The organism is Dialister sp. i34-0019-2H8 (assembly GCF_042846925.1).
Taxonomy (GTDB): domain Bacteria; phylum Bacillota; class Negativicutes; order Veillonellales; family Dialisteraceae; genus Dialister.
Genome location: NZ_BAABYQ010000001.1, coordinates 635,548 through 653,704 on the forward strand (window position 1 = coordinate 635,548; position 18,157 = coordinate 653,704).

Annotated in this window: 14 protein-coding genes; 12 read left to right on the top strand and 2 right to left on the bottom strand. The window is 52.0% G+C overall.

Translation table 11 applies throughout. The annotated features are described in order from the left end of the window. The first annotated feature begins 293 nt into the window (after nucleotides 1–293). The 6 genes from mtaB to ACGG9R_RS02620 all read left to right on the top strand — a co-directional run bounded on the left by mtaB (nucleotide 294) and on the right by ACGG9R_RS02620 (nucleotide 7,573). Nucleotides 294–1,637, top strand: coding sequence for a tRNA (N(6)-L-threonylcarbamoyladenosine(37)-C(2))-methylthiotransferase MtaB (gene mtaB / locus ACGG9R_RS02595; RefSeq protein WP_390151096.1), 1,344 nt, complete (start codon nucleotides 294–296; stop codon nucleotides 1,635–1,637). Nucleotides 1,638–1,940: 303 nt separating this feature from the next. Further along, nucleotides 1,941–2,294, top strand: coding sequence for a histidine triad nucleotide-binding protein (locus ACGG9R_RS02600; RefSeq protein WP_022106387.1), 354 nt, complete (start codon nucleotides 1,941–1,943; stop codon nucleotides 2,292–2,294). Nucleotides 2,295–2,604: 310 nt separating this feature from the next. Beyond that, on the top strand, nucleotides 2,605–2,781 hold the full coding sequence (rpsU, locus tag ACGG9R_RS02605; RefSeq protein ID WP_022106386.1) for a 30S ribosomal protein S21: 177 nt from the start codon (nucleotides 2,605–2,607) through the stop codon (nucleotides 2,779–2,781). Nucleotides 2,782–2,802: 21 nt separating this feature from the next. Continuing rightward, complete coding sequence (locus ACGG9R_RS02610; protein ID WP_390151100.1) at nucleotides 2,803–3,252, top strand: GatB/YqeY domain-containing protein; 450 nt, start codon at nucleotides 2,803–2,805, stop codon at nucleotides 3,250–3,252. Between the two features lie 170 nt (nucleotides 3,253–3,422). Then, nucleotides 3,423–5,318 carry a glutamine synthetase gene (locus ACGG9R_RS02615; RefSeq protein ID WP_390151103.1) on the top strand — a complete coding sequence of 632 codons (1,896 nt, stop codon included), beginning with the start codon at nucleotides 3,423–3,425 and terminating at the stop codon, nucleotides 5,316–5,318. Between the two features lie 356 nt (nucleotides 5,319–5,674). Then, entirely contained in the window at nucleotides 5,675–7,573 is a 1,899-nt protein-coding gene (locus tag ACGG9R_RS02620; RefSeq protein ID WP_390151106.1) for a glutamine synthetase, read from the top strand. A 654-nt stretch (nucleotides 7,574–8,227) separates the two neighbouring features. Here the strand turns inward: ACGG9R_RS02620 and ACGG9R_RS02625 are convergent. Together ACGG9R_RS02625 and rpmB are read right to left on the bottom strand one after the other, a co-directional pair. Then, entirely contained in the window at nucleotides 8,228–8,779 is a 552-nt protein-coding gene (locus tag ACGG9R_RS02625) for a hypothetical protein (protein WP_390151109.1), read from the bottom strand. 272 nt (nucleotides 8,780–9,051) lie between these two features. Continuing rightward, the gene (gene rpmB / locus ACGG9R_RS02630) at nucleotides 9,052–9,243 is read right to left on the bottom strand and encodes a 50S ribosomal protein L28 (protein ID WP_022105397.1); all 192 of its coding nucleotides are present in this window, start codon (nucleotides 9,241–9,243) and stop codon (nucleotides 9,052–9,054) included. 756 nt (nucleotides 9,244–9,999) lie between these two features. Between rpmB and recG the strand changes: the two genes are divergently transcribed. The 6 genes from recG to ACGG9R_RS02660 all read left to right on the top strand — a co-directional run bounded on the left by recG (nucleotide 10,000) and on the right by ACGG9R_RS02660 (nucleotide 17,529). Next, nucleotides 10,000–12,042 (top strand): ATP-dependent DNA helicase RecG, encoded by a 2,043-nt coding sequence (gene recG / locus ACGG9R_RS02635; protein ID WP_390151112.1) that lies wholly within the window; start codon nucleotides 10,000–10,002, stop codon nucleotides 12,040–12,042. Between the two features lie 388 nt (nucleotides 12,043–12,430). Then, nucleotides 12,431–13,888: an IMP dehydrogenase gene (gene guaB / locus ACGG9R_RS02640; protein ID WP_390151115.1), complete on the top strand. Its 1,458-nt coding sequence runs from the start codon at nucleotides 12,431–12,433 to the stop codon at nucleotides 13,886–13,888. Beyond that, nucleotides 13,885–14,631, top strand: a complete 747-nt coding sequence (locus ACGG9R_RS02645) for a WecB/TagA/CpsF family glycosyltransferase (RefSeq protein ID WP_390151118.1) — start codon at nucleotides 13,885–13,887, stop codon at nucleotides 14,629–14,631. Before guaB ends, ACGG9R_RS02645 begins: the two co-directional genes overlap by 4 nt. A 267-nt stretch (nucleotides 14,632–14,898) precedes the next feature. Continuing rightward, nucleotides 14,899–15,546, top strand: coding sequence for a phosphatidylserine decarboxylase (locus tag ACGG9R_RS02650; protein ID WP_390151121.1), 648 nt, complete (start codon nucleotides 14,899–14,901; stop codon nucleotides 15,544–15,546). Between the two features lies 1 nt (nucleotide 15,547). Further along, a complete protein-coding gene (gene pssA, locus ACGG9R_RS02655; RefSeq protein WP_390151124.1) occupies nucleotides 15,548–16,273 on the top strand; it encodes a CDP-diacylglycerol--serine O-phosphatidyltransferase in 726 nt (241 codons plus the stop codon). Further along, nucleotides 16,270–17,529: a glycosyltransferase family 2 protein gene (locus tag ACGG9R_RS02660; RefSeq protein ID WP_022105403.1), complete on the top strand. Its 1,260-nt coding sequence runs from the start codon at nucleotides 16,270–16,272 to the stop codon at nucleotides 17,527–17,529. The genes pssA and ACGG9R_RS02660 overlap by 4 nt, the downstream gene beginning before the upstream one ends. The last annotated feature ends 628 nt before the right edge of the window (nucleotides 17,530–18,157 follow it).

Here is an 18,157-nt window from a genome sequence, read left to right on the forward strand (position 1 = left end):
TGTTATGCCCTGAACCCCGAAGTTTGAAAGCTGGGATGAGTGGCTAGGGATTAGGGGTTAGGGATTAGAAGCAAGCGGTGATTAAAGTGGCGCAGTTGGCATGCTGACCATTCTGCAATAGAGATTTCTCGGCAACGCTCGAAATGACGACGGCGCGAAGCGCTATCAAAACTCTGCGGCGCTTTTGATTGTTATGCGCCGCACTACAACCCTGAACCCTGAACCTTCCCCCAAAAAGAGCACCGACGAAAGTCGGGTGCTCTTTTTGATTTTCCTATGCTATAATAGAAGCCATGGAACAAAAAAAATTATCACAGAAGAAAACCGTGTCCTTCATCACACTTGGCTGCAAGGTGAACCAGTATGACAGTGACGCGATGCGTACCCTTTTCGTCCGGAACGGGTACAGCCCGGCAGAGGGCGATGACGCGGATGTCTATGTCATTAATACCTGCTCTGTCACCAGTGTCGGTGACAGAAAATCTCGCCAGATGGTGCGCCGTATCCGCCGCGCGCATCCGGATGCCATCATTGCCGTCGCCGGCTGCTATGCCCAGCTTGCGCCGGAGGTCTTCGAGAAGATGGGGGATGTCGATGTCATCGTCGGCCATCAGAATCGCACGCATATCGTCGAGTATGTGGAGAAAGCGAGAACGGCGGAGCAGCCGCTGAACGAAGTCGTGGACATCATGAAGGTGAAGGACTTCGAAAATATGGAGGTCGACCCAGAAGGAGAGATCAAGACCCGCGCCTTCATCAAAGTGCAGGAAGGCTGCGACAATTACTGCACCTTCTGCATCATCCCCTATGCGCGAGGCAAGCTGAAGTCAAGAAAGCAGGAGGATGCCGTTTCCGAAATCCGGAAGCTTGTCGCTCGCGGCTATCGTGAAGTCGTGCTGACAGGCATCCATCTTGGCAACTATGGCAAGGATCTCCATGACGGGACGTCCCTTTCCAGCCTTGTCGCCGAGCTCGTCAAGATTCCGGAGCTTCTCCGTATCCGCTTAGGCTCTATCGAGTCCGTCGAGCTTTCGGAAGAGCTGATCCGGATCATCCAGAATGAGCCGAAGGTGTGCCGTCACCTCCATCTTCCCATCCAGTCAGGCTCCGACAGCGTGCTGAAGGGGATGAACCGCCATTACCGCCTTGCTAAATACAAGGCACTGATCGCCGAACTGCGCGATAAGATCCCGGGCCTTGCTCTGACGACAGATCTCATCGTCGGCTTCCCGGGAGAAACGGAAGAAAACTTCAAGGAAACACTGGAGACATTGAAAGAGATCCGCTTCTCCGGTATTCACGTATTCCCGTACTCCCAGCGCACCGGTACGCCGGCGGCAACCTATCCGGATCAGGTCTCGAATGAGGTGAAAAAGGAGCGAGTCCATCGCGTACAGGAGCTGGAAAAAGGCATCGCGAAGGACTACCGCGATCAGTTTCTCGGCAAGGTCGTCCATGTCCTCGCCGAAGAGGTCAAGAACGGCTGGTACGAGGGCCTTACGGATGAATACATCCGCGTCACCATCCGTAGTGAAGGTGTAGAGCGGGGCATCATGTACCCGGTCCGCATCACCGCCATCACCGAAGAAGGAATGGCGGGGAAGATTGAAAATCAGGAATTAGAAATTAGAAATTAGAAATTAGAAATTAGAAATGAAGGTGGCGGCTTCGCCGCGAATATATATGGGGCGATGCCCGAAAATAGCTTGTAAGTGATTAGTGACTGGGAGACATCAGACTTCAGACGTCTGACTTCTGAATTTAGCACACTGACCGTTCTGTAAGGAAGGTCTGCAGGCTATGATTCCAATGATGACGGCGCGTAGCACTATCATAATTCTGCGGCGCCTCATTGTTTTTTGCGCCGCACCACCCCCGTTGAACCTCTGAACCTATAGAACCTGCGAAACCCTTTGTTAGTTATTTAAGGAGGAATCACCATGTCTGACTGCATTTTCTGCAAGATCGCTGCCGGAGAAATCCCGAGCACCAAGGTTTACGAAGATGACAACTGGTTTGCATTTAAGGATATCGAGCCCTGCGCACCGGTCCATATCCTTGTCATTCCTAAAAAACATGTCGACAACATTCTGGCTTTCGACGAAGAGTACAACAAAAACTTCTCCGACTTCTTCCTTGTCGTGAAGAAGATCGCGGAAGAAGCCGGTCTGAAAGAAAATGGCTTCCGCCTCGTCATGAATACGGGCGAAAAAGCAGGACAGTCCGTCTTCCATTTCCACGCTCACATCATCGGCGGCAAAGAAATGGGCTGGCCGCCATTCCCTGAAAAATAATGAGGAATGAGGAATTAGAAATGAAGGTGGCGGCTTTGCCGAGATCGAGGGCTCAGGTCGCAGCTGTTCTGGCATTCGTTATCTCACATACGACGTTTCTCGCCGCTCAGGATGACGAAACGGGGCGATGCCCGAAGGCTGGAGGATAGAAGTCAGATGTCAGATGTCTCCTAGTCTCTTGGTCTAATCCCTAGTCCCTAGTTCCTAGTTACTTTTTTCATAAAACAGATTGACAGAATGCCACTTGTACTTTATACTAATTAAGTGTGCAATAGCACCCCATCAGTCTTATTGGGAGGGAGGGATATAGATGTCTGAAATCAAAGTTCAAAAGGGCGAAACTCTTGAAAGTGCTCTTCGCAGATTTAAACGTTCCTGCCAAAAAGCCGGGGTTCTTTCTGAAGTAAGAAAACGTGAACATTATGAAAAGCCCAGCGTAAGACGTAAACTGAAATCTGAAGCCGCTAGAAAACGTAAGTTTAAATAATAGGTTGTAAGGTGATTAGTTTTGTCAATCAAAGAACAGCTCATGGCTGACATGAAAGCAGCTATGAAAGCGAAAGAAGAAGGAAAGCTTGCTCTGAACACGATCCGCATGGCTCGTGCTCACATCAGACAGGCTGAAATCGACAACGGACACGCGGACTTCAATGATGATCAGGTTCTTGCGGTTCTCCGGAAAGAAGTGAAGCAGAGGAAAGAAACTCTGTCTGAGATCGAGAGTTCCGGAAGAGAAGACCTGGTTGAACAGACCAAAGCGGAGATCGATGTACTTGAGAAATACCTGCCGGCAGAAATGACTCCGGAAGCCGTCGAAGCAGCAGTCAAGGAAATCGTCGATGCCATGGATCCTGGGCAGAAAAACATGGGCTCTGTGATGAAAGCTGTCATGGCGAAGCTTAAAGGACAGGCAGACGGAAAGCTGATCAATCAGATCGTCCGCAAACTGCTTGCTTAGGCGAAAGGCTTGACAAAGTAAGAAGCGTGGTGTATTCTTAATCCATAAGTTCATATGCTGCGTCAAAGATGACTCATTCCTACCGGGATGGGTCATTTTCTATTGATTCATATAGCTTATTTTCAATCTAAAAAATGGTGGAATTCAAGAAAGTCTATAGGAGGACTCAAATGAACAAAAACTTATTGTACTGCATCCCTGCTGGACAGTATGGCAAAGAAGGGGTACTTTCTTTACTGGCACAGCATCCGGAAATTCGGTTCGTCTCTCTGGTCGGAATCGATCTTGCAGGCAATGATACAGATGAACGCATCCCGATCGAGATCTTCATGAAGGACTACGAAGATTTCTTCGCTGGCAAAGCTGTCCAGACAGATGGTTCTTCTGTCGTGTTTATGAATATCGCCACACTGAACGATGCCCGCGTCGACATGGTCGCTGACAGCACCGTGAATTGGTATGTAGACTATAATGATGATAACGTGGATGAAGAAACCGGTCTTCCGATCGGCACGCTCCGTATTCCGAGCTTCCTGATCCACAATGGCAAATACATTGATTCCCGTTCCATTCTGAAGCAGTCCTGCGAATATGTCGCTGACCGTCTCAGAAAGCTTCTGGTCGGTGCACAGGTCAAGGGGATGGAAAATTTCCCATTCTCTGAGATCCAGGACATCGTATTCACCACCGGCACAGAGCTGGAATTCTGGGTGAAGACACCGAGCGAGAAGGAGACCGTACAGCATCTTTCCATTTCCCAGCGCCTGCAGGAGCAGTACTGGCAGCGCATGCGCGGCAATGTCCGTACCGCTATGGAACAGGCGATCGAAGAACTCGATGCCCGCGGCATGCATGTAGAAATGGGACATAAAGAAGTCGGCGGGATCAAACCTAAGATCGATGATGATGGTCATATTTTTGACGTTTGCGAACAGCTTGAGCTCGACTGGCTCTTCTCGACAAACCCGCTGCAGGCGGCAGATAATGAACTGGAAGCCCGCATTGTGGTTCGTGAAGTATTCCGCAGAAACGGGCTCGACGTCTCCTTCCGCGCGAAACCGATCATCGGCGTCGCCGGCTCCGGGGAACACACCCATGTCGGCTTTGCTGCTCTTCTTAAAAATGGCAAGACCATCAATCTGTTGGCGCCGGAGGATATGCAGGCGGATTTCCTCTCCACCATCGGCTATGGCTTCATCATGGGCATCCTCAACAACTACGAAGCAACGAATCCATTCGTTTCCTCGACCACCGATGCTTTCAACCGCCTGAAGCCTGGCTTCGAAGCGCCGGTCTGCATCGTCACCTCTCTGGGACATAAGCCGGAGTTGCCGTCTCGAAACAGATCCATCCTGATCGGGCTCATCCGTGATATCGGAAATCCGAAAGCCACCCGCTTCGAGCTCCGTGCGCCGAACCCGTTTACCAATACCTATCTCTGCGTTTCCTGCCTGTACCTGACCGCTTTGGATGGCATCGAGTATGCACTCGCTTCCGGAAAAGGCCCAGAAGAACTTCTCGCCGAGCTTTCCAAGAAAGCCGGAGAAGAAGCCGGATACCTTGACAAGAATAGAGAATATCGCTGCGAAGACAACGTATTCGAAGACTATACGCAGGAAGAACGCGATGCTGTCTTCGGCAAGCCGCCGGCTACCGTCTGGGACAATGTCAAGATCATGAAAGCCAATCCGGACAAAGTCGCTGCGCTCACCAAGAGCGGTGCGATCTCTGAACAGATTGTAGACTCCTTTGTCGCATCCATCCTTTACCGCTGGAAGAATGAGCTGATCGATCGGATCATTCCTGGCACCGAACTGGCTGTCAGAGGATATAAGAAGCTCGATAACGACGATAAGATCGATGAAAAGCGCTGGAAATCCATCAAGGCGAAGCGCATCGAGCTCGCTAAGGATACAGAGGATGAGAAATGCCTCTGCACCCGCCTGAAGGAAGCTCTCGAGGCAAATGACTTCGATACCGCTTCCACGCTGCAGGTGGAAATGGCAAAGAAAGCAGAAGCACTGGAAAAAGAATATCGCGTCTATGCGCTGAATATTCTGGACTAGAGAAATGCTGGTGCATCAGGGCGAGGGGAAAATGAAATTTCTAATCCCTAGCCACTAATCCCTAGCTACCAGTCACTACTAACCAACTATACATTCATCTGGCCGAAGATGACCTATTCTCTGGATACCCAGAGAGTAGGTCATTTTTATTTTGCAGGCAAGCTCAAATAGGGGGGACAACCTGGATGAGACGTTTATGGAAAATGGAGTACTGCTACTCCACGCTGGGGTTTCGCCAGCTGTGTAAAAGAATCCAGAGATTAGGGGTTGGAGGTTAGGAATCAGCGAACCTCACCCATAGGCAAACAGCAATCAAAGACCAACAATCCACGATTATCAAGCAGGAGGAATTCAAAATGATCAACAACGACTTACTGTACTACATCCCGTCCGGTGAATTTGGCAAAGAAGGCGTCCTGGGACTCCTCAAGACCCATCCGGAAATCCGTTTCGTTTCTCTGGTCGGCATCGATCTGGCCGGCAATGACACCGATGAAAAGGTGCCGATCGAACTGTTCCTGAAAAACTACGATGATTTCTTCGCCGGCACAGCCGTACAGACCGACGGCTCCTCTGTCGTTCTGATGAACATCGCCACACTGAATGATGCCCGCGTCGACATGGTCGCAGATGCCAGCGTAAACTGGTACATCGACTACAATGAAGACAACCTGTACAGCAATGGCCGTCCGGTCGGCACGCTCCGCATCCCATGCTTCCTTCTGCATAATGGCAAATTCATCGATTCCCGTTCTATCCTGAAAGAATCCTGCGCTTTCGTCGCTGAGAAGCTGAAAGGCCTCCTGGCAAGCGGCAAGCCGGTCAAAGGCATGGAAGATCTGCCGGTCGATGAGATCGAGGATATCAAATTCACCATCGGCACGGAACTGGAATTCTGGGTCAAGACACCGAGCGAAACAGAAACGGTACAGCACCTGTCCATTTCTCAGAGACTGCAGGAACAGTACTGGCAGAGAATGCGCGGCAACGTCAGAACTGCGATGGAAGAAGCCATCGAAGAACTGGATGCTCGCGGCATGCATGTAGAAATGGGGCATAAAGAAGTCGGCGGTATTAAACCGAAAGTCGACGATCTGGGACATACCGTCGATGTCTGCGAACAGCTCGAACTTGACTGGCTCTTCTCTATGAATCCGCTGCAGGCGGCTGACAATGAACTCGAAGCCCGCATCATCATCCGTGAAGTCTTCCGCAAGTACGGCCTCGATGTTTCCTTCCAGGCAAAACCGATCATCGGCGTTGCCGGCTCCGGCGAACATACCCATGTCGGCATCTGCGCTTCTCTGAAGAATGGCAAGACCATCAATCTGTTGGCGCCGAGCGATATGAAAGCTGACTTCCTCTCCACCATCGGCTATGGCTTCATCATGGGTATCCTGAAGAACTACGAAGCAACGAATCCATTCGTCTCCTCCACCACTGATGCCTTCAACCGTCTGAAACCGGGCTTCGAAGCGCCGGTCTGCATCGTCACCTCCCTCGGCCACAATCCGGAAGTACCGTCCCGTAACAGAACCATCCTGATCGGTCTGGTCCGCGACGTCGAAAGCCCGAAAGCCACCCGCTTTGAACTGCGCGCGCCAAACCCGTTCACCAATACCTATCTCGCTGCCTCCTGCCTCTTCCTGACCGCACTGGATGGCATTACCTATGCGATCACCTCCGGCAAAGCACCGGCAGACCTCCTCGCAGAACTCTCCAAGAAACCGGGCGATGCTGCTGACTATCTCGAAGCAGGTCGTGCCTATCGCTGCGAAGACAACGTATTCGAAGACTTCACCCAGGAAGAACGTGATGCTGCTTTTGGCAAGCCGCCGGCAACCGTATGGGAAAACATCAAGACCATGAAGGCAAACAAAGACAAAGTCGCTGTCATCACCGCCGGCGACAGCTTAAATCAGGTCATTGTAGACTCCTTCCTTGATTCCATCGAATACCGCTGGGAAAATGAACTCGTTGACCGCATCATCCCGGCTACAGAAGCACTCGTCAAGAGCTTCAAGAAGCTTTCCAGCGAAGATGAACTCGATGAAGAACGTTGGGAATCTATCGCAGCAAAGAAATATGAACTTATCAAAGATACCAAAGCCAGCAAGTCTATCGCGACCAAGCTCAAAGAAGCCCTGGAAGCTAAAGACTATGACACCGCTTCTGATCTCCAGATCGAACTCTCCAAGAAGTCCGAAGCACTGGAAAAAGAATACGCTGTCTATGCGCTGAACATTGTCGGCTGATAGAAAGCAATAAAAAAGGGGCTGTGAAGAAATGAGGATTCATTTCTTCGCAGTCCCTTTTTGTTGCTTTCATTTGGTTCAGGGTTCAAGGTTCAAGGTTCAAGGTTCAAGGTTCAGGGTTCAGGGTTGAGGTGGCGGCTTCGCCGCCTTTTTTAGAAGATGGTATTCTCGTATCGCAGCCTTCCCCTCTAGGGGAAGGTGCCCGAAAGGGGCGGATAGGGCACAGGCGGTATGAAAGAGAGTGGGAAGGAGTGTCTCAAGTCGACGATTTATGAAAGTACCCTATCCACCGCTCCGCCTAATCCTTCCCCGATGGGGAAGGATTAGGCGGAGCGACGCTTCGCGTCGATTTTTATAAAGGGCGATGTCCGAAAGTGGTGGGGATAGCGATACGGGGGAAACGCATTTCCAACATACGGGGGGAGCCAACCCCGTCTCGCTACGCCAGGCAGCCCCTTCCAGAGGAAGGGGCGAGAATGTGGGGCGTTTTGAGTGTATCTATCCCTCCTTCCTTTGGAAGGAGGTGCCCGCAGGGCGGAGGTTAGGGGCGCAGAGCGGAGTGAAAGATGATGTGAGGCTATCCATTTTTCTAGGGAAACGCTGATTAAATCTGATAACGATTGAATCCGTGTTTCCCTCGTCACCAGTATCCACTCACTTTACCGCAGTAAATGTGAGCGACTTTGTATCAAGTGAAAGAGTATAGGTGGCGTCTGTGCCATTTTCCTTCGTGTGGAAGAGGATCTGTTTCTTCTCAACGGTGAAAGAAGAGGTACCATTGATATTTTCCAGATCCGCTGCATCGAAGGCGCTCTTGAAGGCGGCGCCTTTATAGGAAACAATATGCGCGCCGCCGGCTTCGCCGGTATCGACAAGGTAGAAGCGCAGGCCATTCGCGTCATTCACGAGCGGCGTGATGGTGAGCTTTGCATCCGCAAAGCCGGCTTCTTCGCTTACGAGGACGGGGAGAGCGGTGAGAGACAGCGCACTCTCTGATGCTTTCGTCGTGAAGGTGAGGTCAGCCTTGCCTTCTTCGCCTGCGGTGAGATTTACGTCGAGCCGCTGGTCACCCGTGAGGGCGGTGTGGAAGGCGGCCTCCCCGGAATTGACGGCAAGGATCGTAGGCTCGCCCGTGATCCAGTTCGCGGAAACAGAGGAAGCGAGGGTGAGGGCTGCGAAGGCAGCAGTCAGTAAAATTTTTCGCATAGGAGACTCCTTTCATGAATGAGAAATGATGAGCAGTGAGAACGCCGCATGGGGATAAAAGGACAGGAGCATCGTATCCGGAGGCCTGAACCACAGTCATAAAAACTGCTATTTATTCTCATTATATAGAAAATTCGAGCATGTTTCAAGCCGGGCGGAGGGGCGGGAAAGCTCCTCCGCCTTTCTTGCGACCGATCCTCAGCCACTAAAAAACATGCAAAAAGAGCCGGCTGAAATACAGCCGGCTTGAAATGCAGCAATCAGATGATCGATCAGATGTCTCTGTTTACTTTATGAGAACGAAGGCAACGAGTGCAGACATTCATTCTCTTGACCTGTCCGTCAACCAGTACGCGAACTCTCTGGATGTTCGGTTTCCAGGTTCTCTTTGTTTTCAAATGGGAATGGGATACATTGAATCCCGTAGCGGTTCCCTTGCCGCAAACTTCACAATAGTTAGCCATGTGCTACACCTCCTTGCACTTCCGCGATTGCAACATTCATACTATATCACAACTCTTTTTTTTACGCAAGTATTTTACAGCAGAGTATTTGAAGAATTATAATAGGAGAAAAGAGATAGGGGGTCAGGTTCGGGATTCAGGGTTAGCCCATGGGGCGTATCGCCCTTTGATTGCGAATGAAAGCTCTGCTCGCCAGTGACTAGTGACTTGTGACTAGGAGACATCCGGCTCCCGTATCGTCATTTCGAGCGAAGCGAGAAATCTTTTTTATTCGCGGTCTGGGACTCACGCTTTCCCCACTTGTGCCTCGCACCTCTCCAGTTTTCTCATCTGTCTTTCATACCGCCAGTGCCCTATCCGCCCCTACGGGGCACCTTCCCCTCGAGGGGAAGGCTGACGATACGGGAATGCCATCATCTGACATTGCGGCGAAGCCACCACTACAAGTTTGAAAGCAGAAAGAACAATCTTTCCCTTATATGAATTCTCATAGGTTCAAAAGGTTCAAAAGGTTCACGGGTTTCTCGTTTTTCGTGAATACCATATCTTCAAAACTCCGCGGCGCTTTCCTATTTTTATGCGCCGCACCGTCCCCGTTGAACATGTAGAACCTATAGAACCTATAGAACCCATAGAACCCATAGAACCCATAGAACCCGCTCCCCCTCTTTCGCAAACAATCAAGGGGCACCACGCCCCTAGGGCTAACCCTGAACCCTGAACCCCGAACCCGTAACCATTCAAAGGAGGTCATCCATGAAACTATCTGATTCCGTCCAGTACCTGAAGGGCGTCGGCCCTCGGATGAAGGAGAAGCTGGAGCGCCTCGGTATTCATACCGTAGAAGATATCCTTTCCTATTTTCCGAGGCGCTATCAGGACTGGACGAAGGTCACACCGATGGGAGATCTCGTGCCTGATGAAGAGGCTGTGGTCTACGGAGAGGTAGTGGGCCTGAAGGAGATTCATCCCCGAAGAAGCATGTCGATCCTGAATGTCATGATCGTCGATGATACGGGCGCGGTGGTGCTCACCTATTTCAATCAGCCGTGGAAAGCCGATCTTTTTCATCGTTCGAAGCATGTGCTGGCATATGGCAAGGTGGAGTATGGCTACAACAGAAACCAGATCAGCAATGCGGAGATCGAGACCATCGAGCCGGAGAACCTGCCGTCCTTTCAAAAGCTCGTCCCTGTATACGGACTGACCGAGGGCATCAAGACGCCGCAGCTTCGGCGCATGATCGAAGGAGCGCTCGCGCTGGTGGAGGATGCCGATGAGAATCTTCCGGAGGATACCGTCCGGAGAGAAAAACTGATGGGACGGCTTGCGGCCATCCGTGCGATGCACGATCCGAAGGACTGGGCCGAGCAGAGAGAAGCGCGCAGACGGATCGCATTTGAAGAATTGTTCTTCATGCAGGCAGGTGTTTTGCTCCTGCGTAAAAAGAGAGAAGAGGGGAGAGAGAGCATCAAGTGCGCGCCATCCGGTGAGCTCGTCAAGAGGGTGCGCGAGCAGTTCCCCTTCCGGCTGACCGAGGGGCAGCAGCAAGCCTTTCGTGATATCGAGGACGATATGGAAGGGCTCATCCCGATGAACCGCCTGGTGCAGGGGGATGTCGGGAGCGGCAAGACGGCTGTCGCGGCACTCTCGCTCGCCAAAATCGTAGAGAATGGCTATCAGGGCGCACTCATGGCACCGACCGAGGTTCTGGCAGGGCAGCACTATGAGACATTCCAGCATTTCTACGAAGGCCTTCCCATCCGTGTCGCTTACCTCTCCGGAAATACGAAGGCATCTGAGCGCCGCGAGATCCTGAAGCAGCTGGCAGCAGGCGACATCGATGTGCTGATCGGTACCCATGCTTTGATCGAGAAAGATGTCATCTTTGCCCATCTGGGCCTTGTCATCACCGATGAACAGCACCGCTTCGGCGTGAAGCAGCGAAAGGCATTAGAAACGAAGGGGGGCTCGCCGCACATCCTCGTCATGACGGCGACACCGATCCCAAGGACAATGGCGCTCTCCGTTTATGGCGATCTCGATGTTTCAGCCATCCGCGGGATGCCGCCGGGAAGACATCCGGTGAAGACTTACGCCATCGGGAGTCAGATGCTTCAGCGTGTTTTCAATTTCATGGGACGGGAAATGGAAGCGGGACATCAGGTGTACGTGGTCTGCCCGCTCGTCGAAAAGAGTGAGAAGCAGGACCTCGCCTCGGCCGTCTCCGTGTATGAAGAGCTGCGTGACCGTATATTCCCCATGTTTCCCGTGGGCCTTGTCCATGGGCGGATGAAGAACAGCGAGAAAGAGGCGGTCATGCAGGCCTTTCATCGGGGAGAGAAGAAGCTCCTCGTCGCTACATCCGTCATCGAAGTCGGCGTCAATGTACCCAATGCCACCATCATGTTCGTCTACGGAGCCGATCGCTTCGGCCTTTCGCAGCTGCATCAGCTTCGCGGCCGTGTCGGGCGCGGGGAGGCGCAGGCTTACTGCATCCTTTACTCGGATAATCAGAATGAGATCACCCAGCTTCGTATGAAGCTGATGTGCGAGATCCAGGATGGTTTCCTCCTGTCAGAAAAAGATCTTATCCTGCGCGGCAGCGGTGAATTCTTCGGCTATCACCAGCATGGCATGCCGGACCTCAAGGCGGCAGATATCGTGAAAGATCTCCCGCTCCTCGAAGAAGCGAGGAAGGAATCGCAAAACGCCATGGAGCGGGGGATGGATTTCAGGAAAGAACTCGCGCATCGATTTGGAGGGGCGTTCCTTGAAAAATTGGGGGGGGAGAAGTGACTGGTGACTGGTGACTAGTGGCTAGGGATTAGGAGCCTCAAGTGACTAGTGACTGAAATGCCACCTTCGGGTATCGCCACCATCTATACTCCGCGGCGCTTCCATATTTTTAAGCGCCGCACCACCATTTCGCATTTCTCATTTCTAATTTCTCATTCAAGCGAGGCTTTCAACCATAATCAAGGGGCGCTCTGCCCCACAGGCTAACCTTGCACCCTCAAAAATCATACAAGACACAGCTCTGTGATTTATGGTATAATGTTTTAATTGAAAAGAATGCACCTCTTTGGCATATGAGGGGATGCGGATCCTAAAGATCTGCATTTCCTGGCTAGAGAGCTAGACATGACATCACATAAGTAACCAAAGTTTTTGAATGGAGGCTATGATGAGAGAAGACAAATTTGGCAAGCAGGGACTGACTTTTGATGATGTGCTGCTGATCCCGGCACATTCGGATGTCCTTCCGCGCGACGTAGATGTACGCACCCACCTTACACAGAATGTCACACTGAATATTCCGGTCATGAGCGCCGGCATGGATACCGTCACTGAAGCAGAAATGGCGATCGCCATGGCGCGCGAGGGCGGTATCGGTGTCATTCACAAGAACATGAGCATTGATGAGCAGGCCAGAGAAGTGAAGCTGGTCAAGCGTTCGGAACACGGCATCATCGTGGATCCGATCTACCTCGCTCCGGACAACACCCTGTCGGATGCGGACGAACTGATGAACAAATACCATATTTCCGGTGTGCCGATCACAGAGAATGGCAAACTGGTCGGCATCATTACGAACCGTGATATGCGCTTCGAGACGGATCTGTCCCGTCCGATCAGCGACATCATGACTTCGAAAGGTTTGATCACCGCTCCGGAACATACTACCATGGAAGAAGCGAAACGCATCCTGCAGGCGCACCGCATCGAAAAACTGCCGCTCGTGGACGATGACGGCCATCTGAAAGGCCTCATCACCATCCGTGATATCGAAAAGATGAGAAAATTCCCAAATTCGAACAAAGATTCTGACGGCCGCCTGAAGGTGGCTGCTGCCATCGGTGTCACTTCGGACGTGGAAGACCGCGTCGAAGCGCTTCTCGATGCCAAAGCAGATGTCCTTGTCATCGATACCGCACATGGTCACAGCGAAGGCGTGCTGCAGACCATCCGCCGCCTGCGCAAAGCATTCCCGCATCTGGAACTCATCGCCGGAAATGTCGCAACCTATGATGCGACCAAGGCACTGATCGAAGCTGGCGTATCCGCTGTCAAAGTCGGCATCGGACCTGGCTCCATCTGCACGACCCGCGTCATTGCGGGCATCGGTGTACCGCAGATCACAGCGATCTATGACTGTGCGAAAGCAGCCGAAGGCACCGGCATCCCGATCATCGCTGACGGCGGCATCCAGTACTCCGGTGATATCGCAAAGGCCCTTGGCGCCGGTGCGTCCTGCGTCATGCTCGGCAACCTCCTCGCAGGTACGGAAGAAGCTCCTGGCGAGATGATCATTTATCAGGGCAAGAATTACAAATCCTACCGCGGCATGGGCTCTCTGGGTGCTATGCAGGCTGGCAGCAAGGACAGATATTTCCAGCAGAATGCGAAGAAACTCGTACCGGAGGGTATCGAAGGCCGCATTCCTTACAAAGGACATGTCTCCGACGTCCTCTTCCAGCTCATCGGCGGTCTCCGTGCATCCATGGGCTACTGCGGTGCGAAGAACATCAAGGCCATGAATGAAGACACTCAGTTTATTCAGATTACCGGCGCAGGTCTGCGTGAAAGCCATCCGCATGATGTCAGCATCACCAAGGAAGCACCGAACTACAGCGTAAAATGATAGATATAGAAAAATCCTCGCACAATGTGATGGACGTCACGGTCTATGCACTCACCATGCAGGAAGTCCTCCAGTGGGCGAAAGAAGGGATGGGGGATGAAAAGCCCCGCCTCATTGCCACGGCCAATGCAGAAATGATCATGCAGGCGCAGGAAGACAAGGAGCTCGGGCGCATTCTGAATCGTGCCGACCTCGTCGTTCCTGACGGAGCCGGTGTACTTTGGGCGGGAGAAACTCTCGGCACTCCCTTTCCGGAACGCGTGACCGGTGCCGACCTGTCTGTCGAGCTGCTAAAGATCGCATCGAAAGAAGGTTGGCCCGTCTATTTCTTGGGCGGTGCGCCCGGCGTCGCAAAGAAGGCGGCCGATCGCTTCCAGAAGTCCCATGGAGAGATCCGACTCGTGGGCTGCCATGACGGCTACTTCGATGAAGAAGAAGAGAAAAGGATCATCAAAGACATTCGGAAAAGCGGAGCCAAGCTGCTCCTGGTAGGCCTCGGCGTCCCGAAGCAGGAGAAATGGCTCTATCGTCACAAGGACGAGCTCGGACCCGTGCTGGCCATGGGCATCGGCGGCGTCTTCGATGTCATGAGCGGAAATCTGAAACGCGCCCCGCTCTGGATGCAGAAGAACCGCCTAGAGTGGGCGTATCGACTCTACCTGCAGCCCTCCCGCATCGGGCGCATGATGGCCATCCCCAAATTCATGATGGCTGTCAAGAAGTGGAAGAGGGAGAGAAAGTAATAAGGGGTGAGTGGCTAGGGATTGGGGATTAGGAGCCGCAAGTAACTGGTGACTAGTGACTGGTGGCTAAATACCACCTTCGGGCATCGCCCCATATATACTCGCGGCGAAGCCGCCACCTTCATTTCTAATTTCTAATTCCTAATTCCTAATTTCTAATTTCTCATTCGCGCAAAGCTTTCTTCATAATCAGTGGACGGAGCCGCCCCACGGGCTAACCCCGAACCCTTAACCCTTAAACCCAACATATTCATTTAGGAGTCAGTGATGCTGAAAAAACCAATCATTCTACCGGAAGGATACCCTTTTATCATCGTGGCACTCCTTCTTGGCGTGATCGGACTCTGGATGAAATGGTACTATGCTGCCGTCGTGCCCTTTGTACTTGCAGTATACTTCACCTATTTCTTCCGCTGTCCTCCCAGAAATGATAAAATCACTCCGGGTGATGATGTCCTCGTCTCTCCGGCGGACGGCACCGTCGTGGACGTGTGCCATGACGCGAAGGAAGACATGTTTCTGGGACAGACCTGTCATAAAATCACCATTTTCCTCTCCATTTTCGACGTGCACTGCAACCGCAGCCCAATGGAAGGGAAGATCACCTACCAGTCCTATACACAGGGCAAATTCCTGCCTGCGTATGAGGAAGGGGTAGGCTTTGAAAATGAACGCGGTGCCATCGGGATCACGGGCAAGAACCGATCCATCCTGGTCATCCTCATCGCGGGGATACTGGCACGACGCGTCGTTTCCTGGAAAAATCTGGGAGACAGCCTGAAAAAAGGCGAACTCTACGGTATGATCAAATTCGGCTCCTGCACGGAGCTCTACATCCCGGGAGACTGTGAGATCTGCGTCAAAAAAGGCGACAAAGTACGCGGCGGCCTGACCGTCGTAGGGAGGCTGAAATAAGTTGAATAAATCTTGGATTGCCAATGGAGTCACAGCGGCCAATGCATTCTTTGGCGGCTTATCCATAATGATGTCTATCGAAGGTCACTGCGACCTTGCAGCGATTTTCATACTGATCGCGATGGTGGCTGATGCACTGGACGGGAGAGTCGCCCGTGCGCTGCACACCGCCGGTCCCATGGGCGTCGAGCTCGACTCCCTCTCCGATGATATTTCCTTCGGCATCGCAGCCGGTGCGCTCATTTACTCCTACCAGCTCCATGAGCTGGGCTGGGTGGGCATCATTCCCTGCGCCCTCCTTGGTACCTTCTGTGCCTTCCGTCTGGCACGTTTCAATGTGAAGGTCACATCCGTTCATGGCTACTTCGAAGGACTGCCCTGCCCGACGACCGGCGTCATCATTTCCGCTTACGTGCTCTCCGGTGCGAAAGTCTGGAACTGGCTCATCGTCCTCTGGGTCCTTCTGCTCGCCTTCCTCATGGTGAGTGAGATCCACTACCCGGATAACAAAGGCGCAAGCGCAGACCGACTGCATCGGCCCGCGATTCTGATCTGCCTTGCCTTCTTCGTCATCGCGACCATCTTCTACTGGCCGATCTGGGCGGCTGCCATCTGCGCTGCCTACATCCTCTTCGGCATGATGAATACCTACCTCAACCGCAGAAAAGGCAAACGGAAAGCTATCAGAAGAAAACAGAAAAGAGCACCTGAGGACATCGAACAATGAACCACTACCTCGATATAATCATGTTTCCGATACAGATCATCGTTGGGATTTTTACCATCTACTATACGGTGATCGCGTTATTCGGCATGTGGCATCGAAAAGAAACGAATCTGGCTGCCCCAAAGAGCCGCTTCGCCATCGTCGTACCGGCGCACAACGAAGCCATGGTCCTGGGAGACCTGCTGGACAACCTTCGCATCCTGAAATATCCGAAAGAACTCTATGACGTCTTCGTCATCGCAGACAACTGCACCGACAATACCGCTGACATCGCGCGCGCCCATGGCGCCCACGTCTTCGAAAGAGAAAACAAGGAACTCGTCGGCAAAGGCTATGCCATGGACTGGGTCTTCCCGAAGATCTTTGCACTGGATAAGAAATATGACGCCTTCTGCGTCTTCGACTCCGACAACCTCGTCCATCTGGATTTCCTTGCCGTCATGAACAATCGTCTCCTCAAAGGACAGAAAGTCCTGCAGGGCTACCTCTCCGCGAAGAATCCGACCGACACCTGGGTCTCCGGCACCTTCGCCATCGCCTTCTGGACCATCAACCACCTCTGGCATCTCGGCAAGTACAATATGGGTCTCTCCTCCTGTCTTGGCGGCACCGGCATGTGCATCGCTTCCGATATCGTTAAGAAATACGGCTGGGGCTGTGACTGCCTGACCGAAGACATGGAATTCGCCATGAAATGCCTCTCTCACGGCATCCGTACCTGCTGGGTACATGACGCTATCATTTACGATGAGAAGCCACTCTCCTTCATGGCCTCCTGCCGCCAGAGAAAACGCTGGGCGCAGGGCCAGTTCGATTGCTCCGAGCGCTACATCCCGATCCTTTGGAAAGAAGGATGGAAACGTCACAGCATCGTCATCTTAGACGGCATCATGCAGCTCCTGCAGAACTACTTCCTCCTCGTCTCCACCTTCTACCTTCTGATGACCTACATCAATATGTTCTACCCCTGCTTTACGGTCATCCTCTACAACGATGTGCTGGTGCCGCACCAGTTCTGGGCGATCCTTGGATTCATCCAGTCCGTCGTCCCATTGATCGTTCTTCTTCAGATCAAGGTGCCCTGGAAGATCTACCTCTACTGGCTCATCTACCCTGTCTTTATGTACTCCTGGATCCCCGTCACTATCCTCGGATGGAAGGATCGCCATGAGAAAGGCTGGGTACATACCATTCACACCAGAAGCATGCACTTCGAGCAAGCCAGCCTCACCAGAAAGAAAGAAATCGACTCTTGAAACTAAGCCAAAGAACCACGGCATGCGCCGTGGTTCTTTTTTGTTGGTTGGCGGTGATTGGTGACTAGTATTGCGTTTCCCTAAATAACTGGCATGTAGGTCAACTTTGAAATCAAGTGAGGAGTTAGGAGTGAGGAGTGAGGAGTGAAGGTACGGCGCATAAAATGAGGAAGCGCCGCGGAGTTTTATATAAATAATGGATAAACTGTTTTATATAATGAAGGGGGGATTGGGGCACTATATGAATGGTGTGCCTCTTCTGGCACTTCTCACTAAGTCCAGAAGCTGACAAATCGCTATACTAGTGACTGGTGACAAGGAATTCACCGTCATCCTGCGTAGACGGAAACGGCGCATGTGCGATAACCGCATGCGGAACAAGCGTCGAAGGATCTTGCGGTGAATGTGGCTTGCTGCCTGCTTGATAGAAAATCGAGAAAATATGTAAAATCAACATTTGAAAACTTTGGAAAATATGCAATTTAATAGAAATAAAACTATGACGCCTTTTTTATAAATGACGGAGATCACTGTTTCCCTTCCATCTTTTTTATCCAAAACCGTGTAAAGTCCAAAACTTCCACGATAGTATTTTATGGAGAGAGGAAAATCCTCCCGGGAGCCGAAA

Bases quoted from the DNA above. Each gene is read 5' to 3' on its own strand.
- mtaB (WP_390151096.1), top strand. From the start codon at position 294: ATGGAACAAAAAAAATTATCACAGAAGAAAACCGTGTCCTTCATCACA.
- rpsU (WP_022106386.1), top strand. From the start codon at position 2,605: ATGTCTGAAATCAAAGTTCAAAAGGGCGAAACTCTTGAAAGTGCTCTT.
- ACGG9R_RS02620 (WP_390151106.1), top strand. From the start codon at position 5,675: ATGATCAACAACGACTTACTGTACTACATCCCGTCCGGTGAATTTGGC.
- ACGG9R_RS02650 (WP_390151121.1), top strand. From the start codon at position 14,899: ATGCTGAAAAAACCAATCATTCTACCGGAAGGATACCCTTTTATCATC.
- ACGG9R_RS02660 (WP_022105403.1), top strand. From the start codon at position 16,270: ATGAACCACTACCTCGATATAATCATGTTTCCGATACAGATCATCGTT.
- ACGG9R_RS02645 (WP_390151118.1), top strand. From the start codon at position 13,885: ATGATAGATATAGAAAAATCCTCGCACAATGTGATGGACGTCACGGTC.
- ACGG9R_RS02600 (WP_022106387.1), top strand. From the start codon at position 1,941: ATGTCTGACTGCATTTTCTGCAAGATCGCTGCCGGAGAAATCCCGAGC.
- recG (WP_390151112.1), top strand. From the start codon at position 10,000: ATGAAACTATCTGATTCCGTCCAGTACCTGAAGGGCGTCGGCCCTCGG.
- ACGG9R_RS02625 (WP_390151109.1), bottom strand. From the start codon at position 8,779: ATGCGAAAAATTTTACTGACTGCTGCCTTCGCAGCCCTCACCCTCGCT.
- guaB (WP_390151115.1), top strand. From the start codon at position 12,431: ATGAGAGAAGACAAATTTGGCAAGCAGGGACTGACTTTTGATGATGTG.
- rpmB (WP_022105397.1), bottom strand. From the start codon at position 9,243: ATGGCTAACTATTGTGAAGTTTGCGGCAAGGGAACCGCTACGGGATTC.
- ACGG9R_RS02615 (WP_390151103.1), top strand. From the start codon at position 3,423: ATGAACAAAAACTTATTGTACTGCATCCCTGCTGGACAGTATGGCAAA.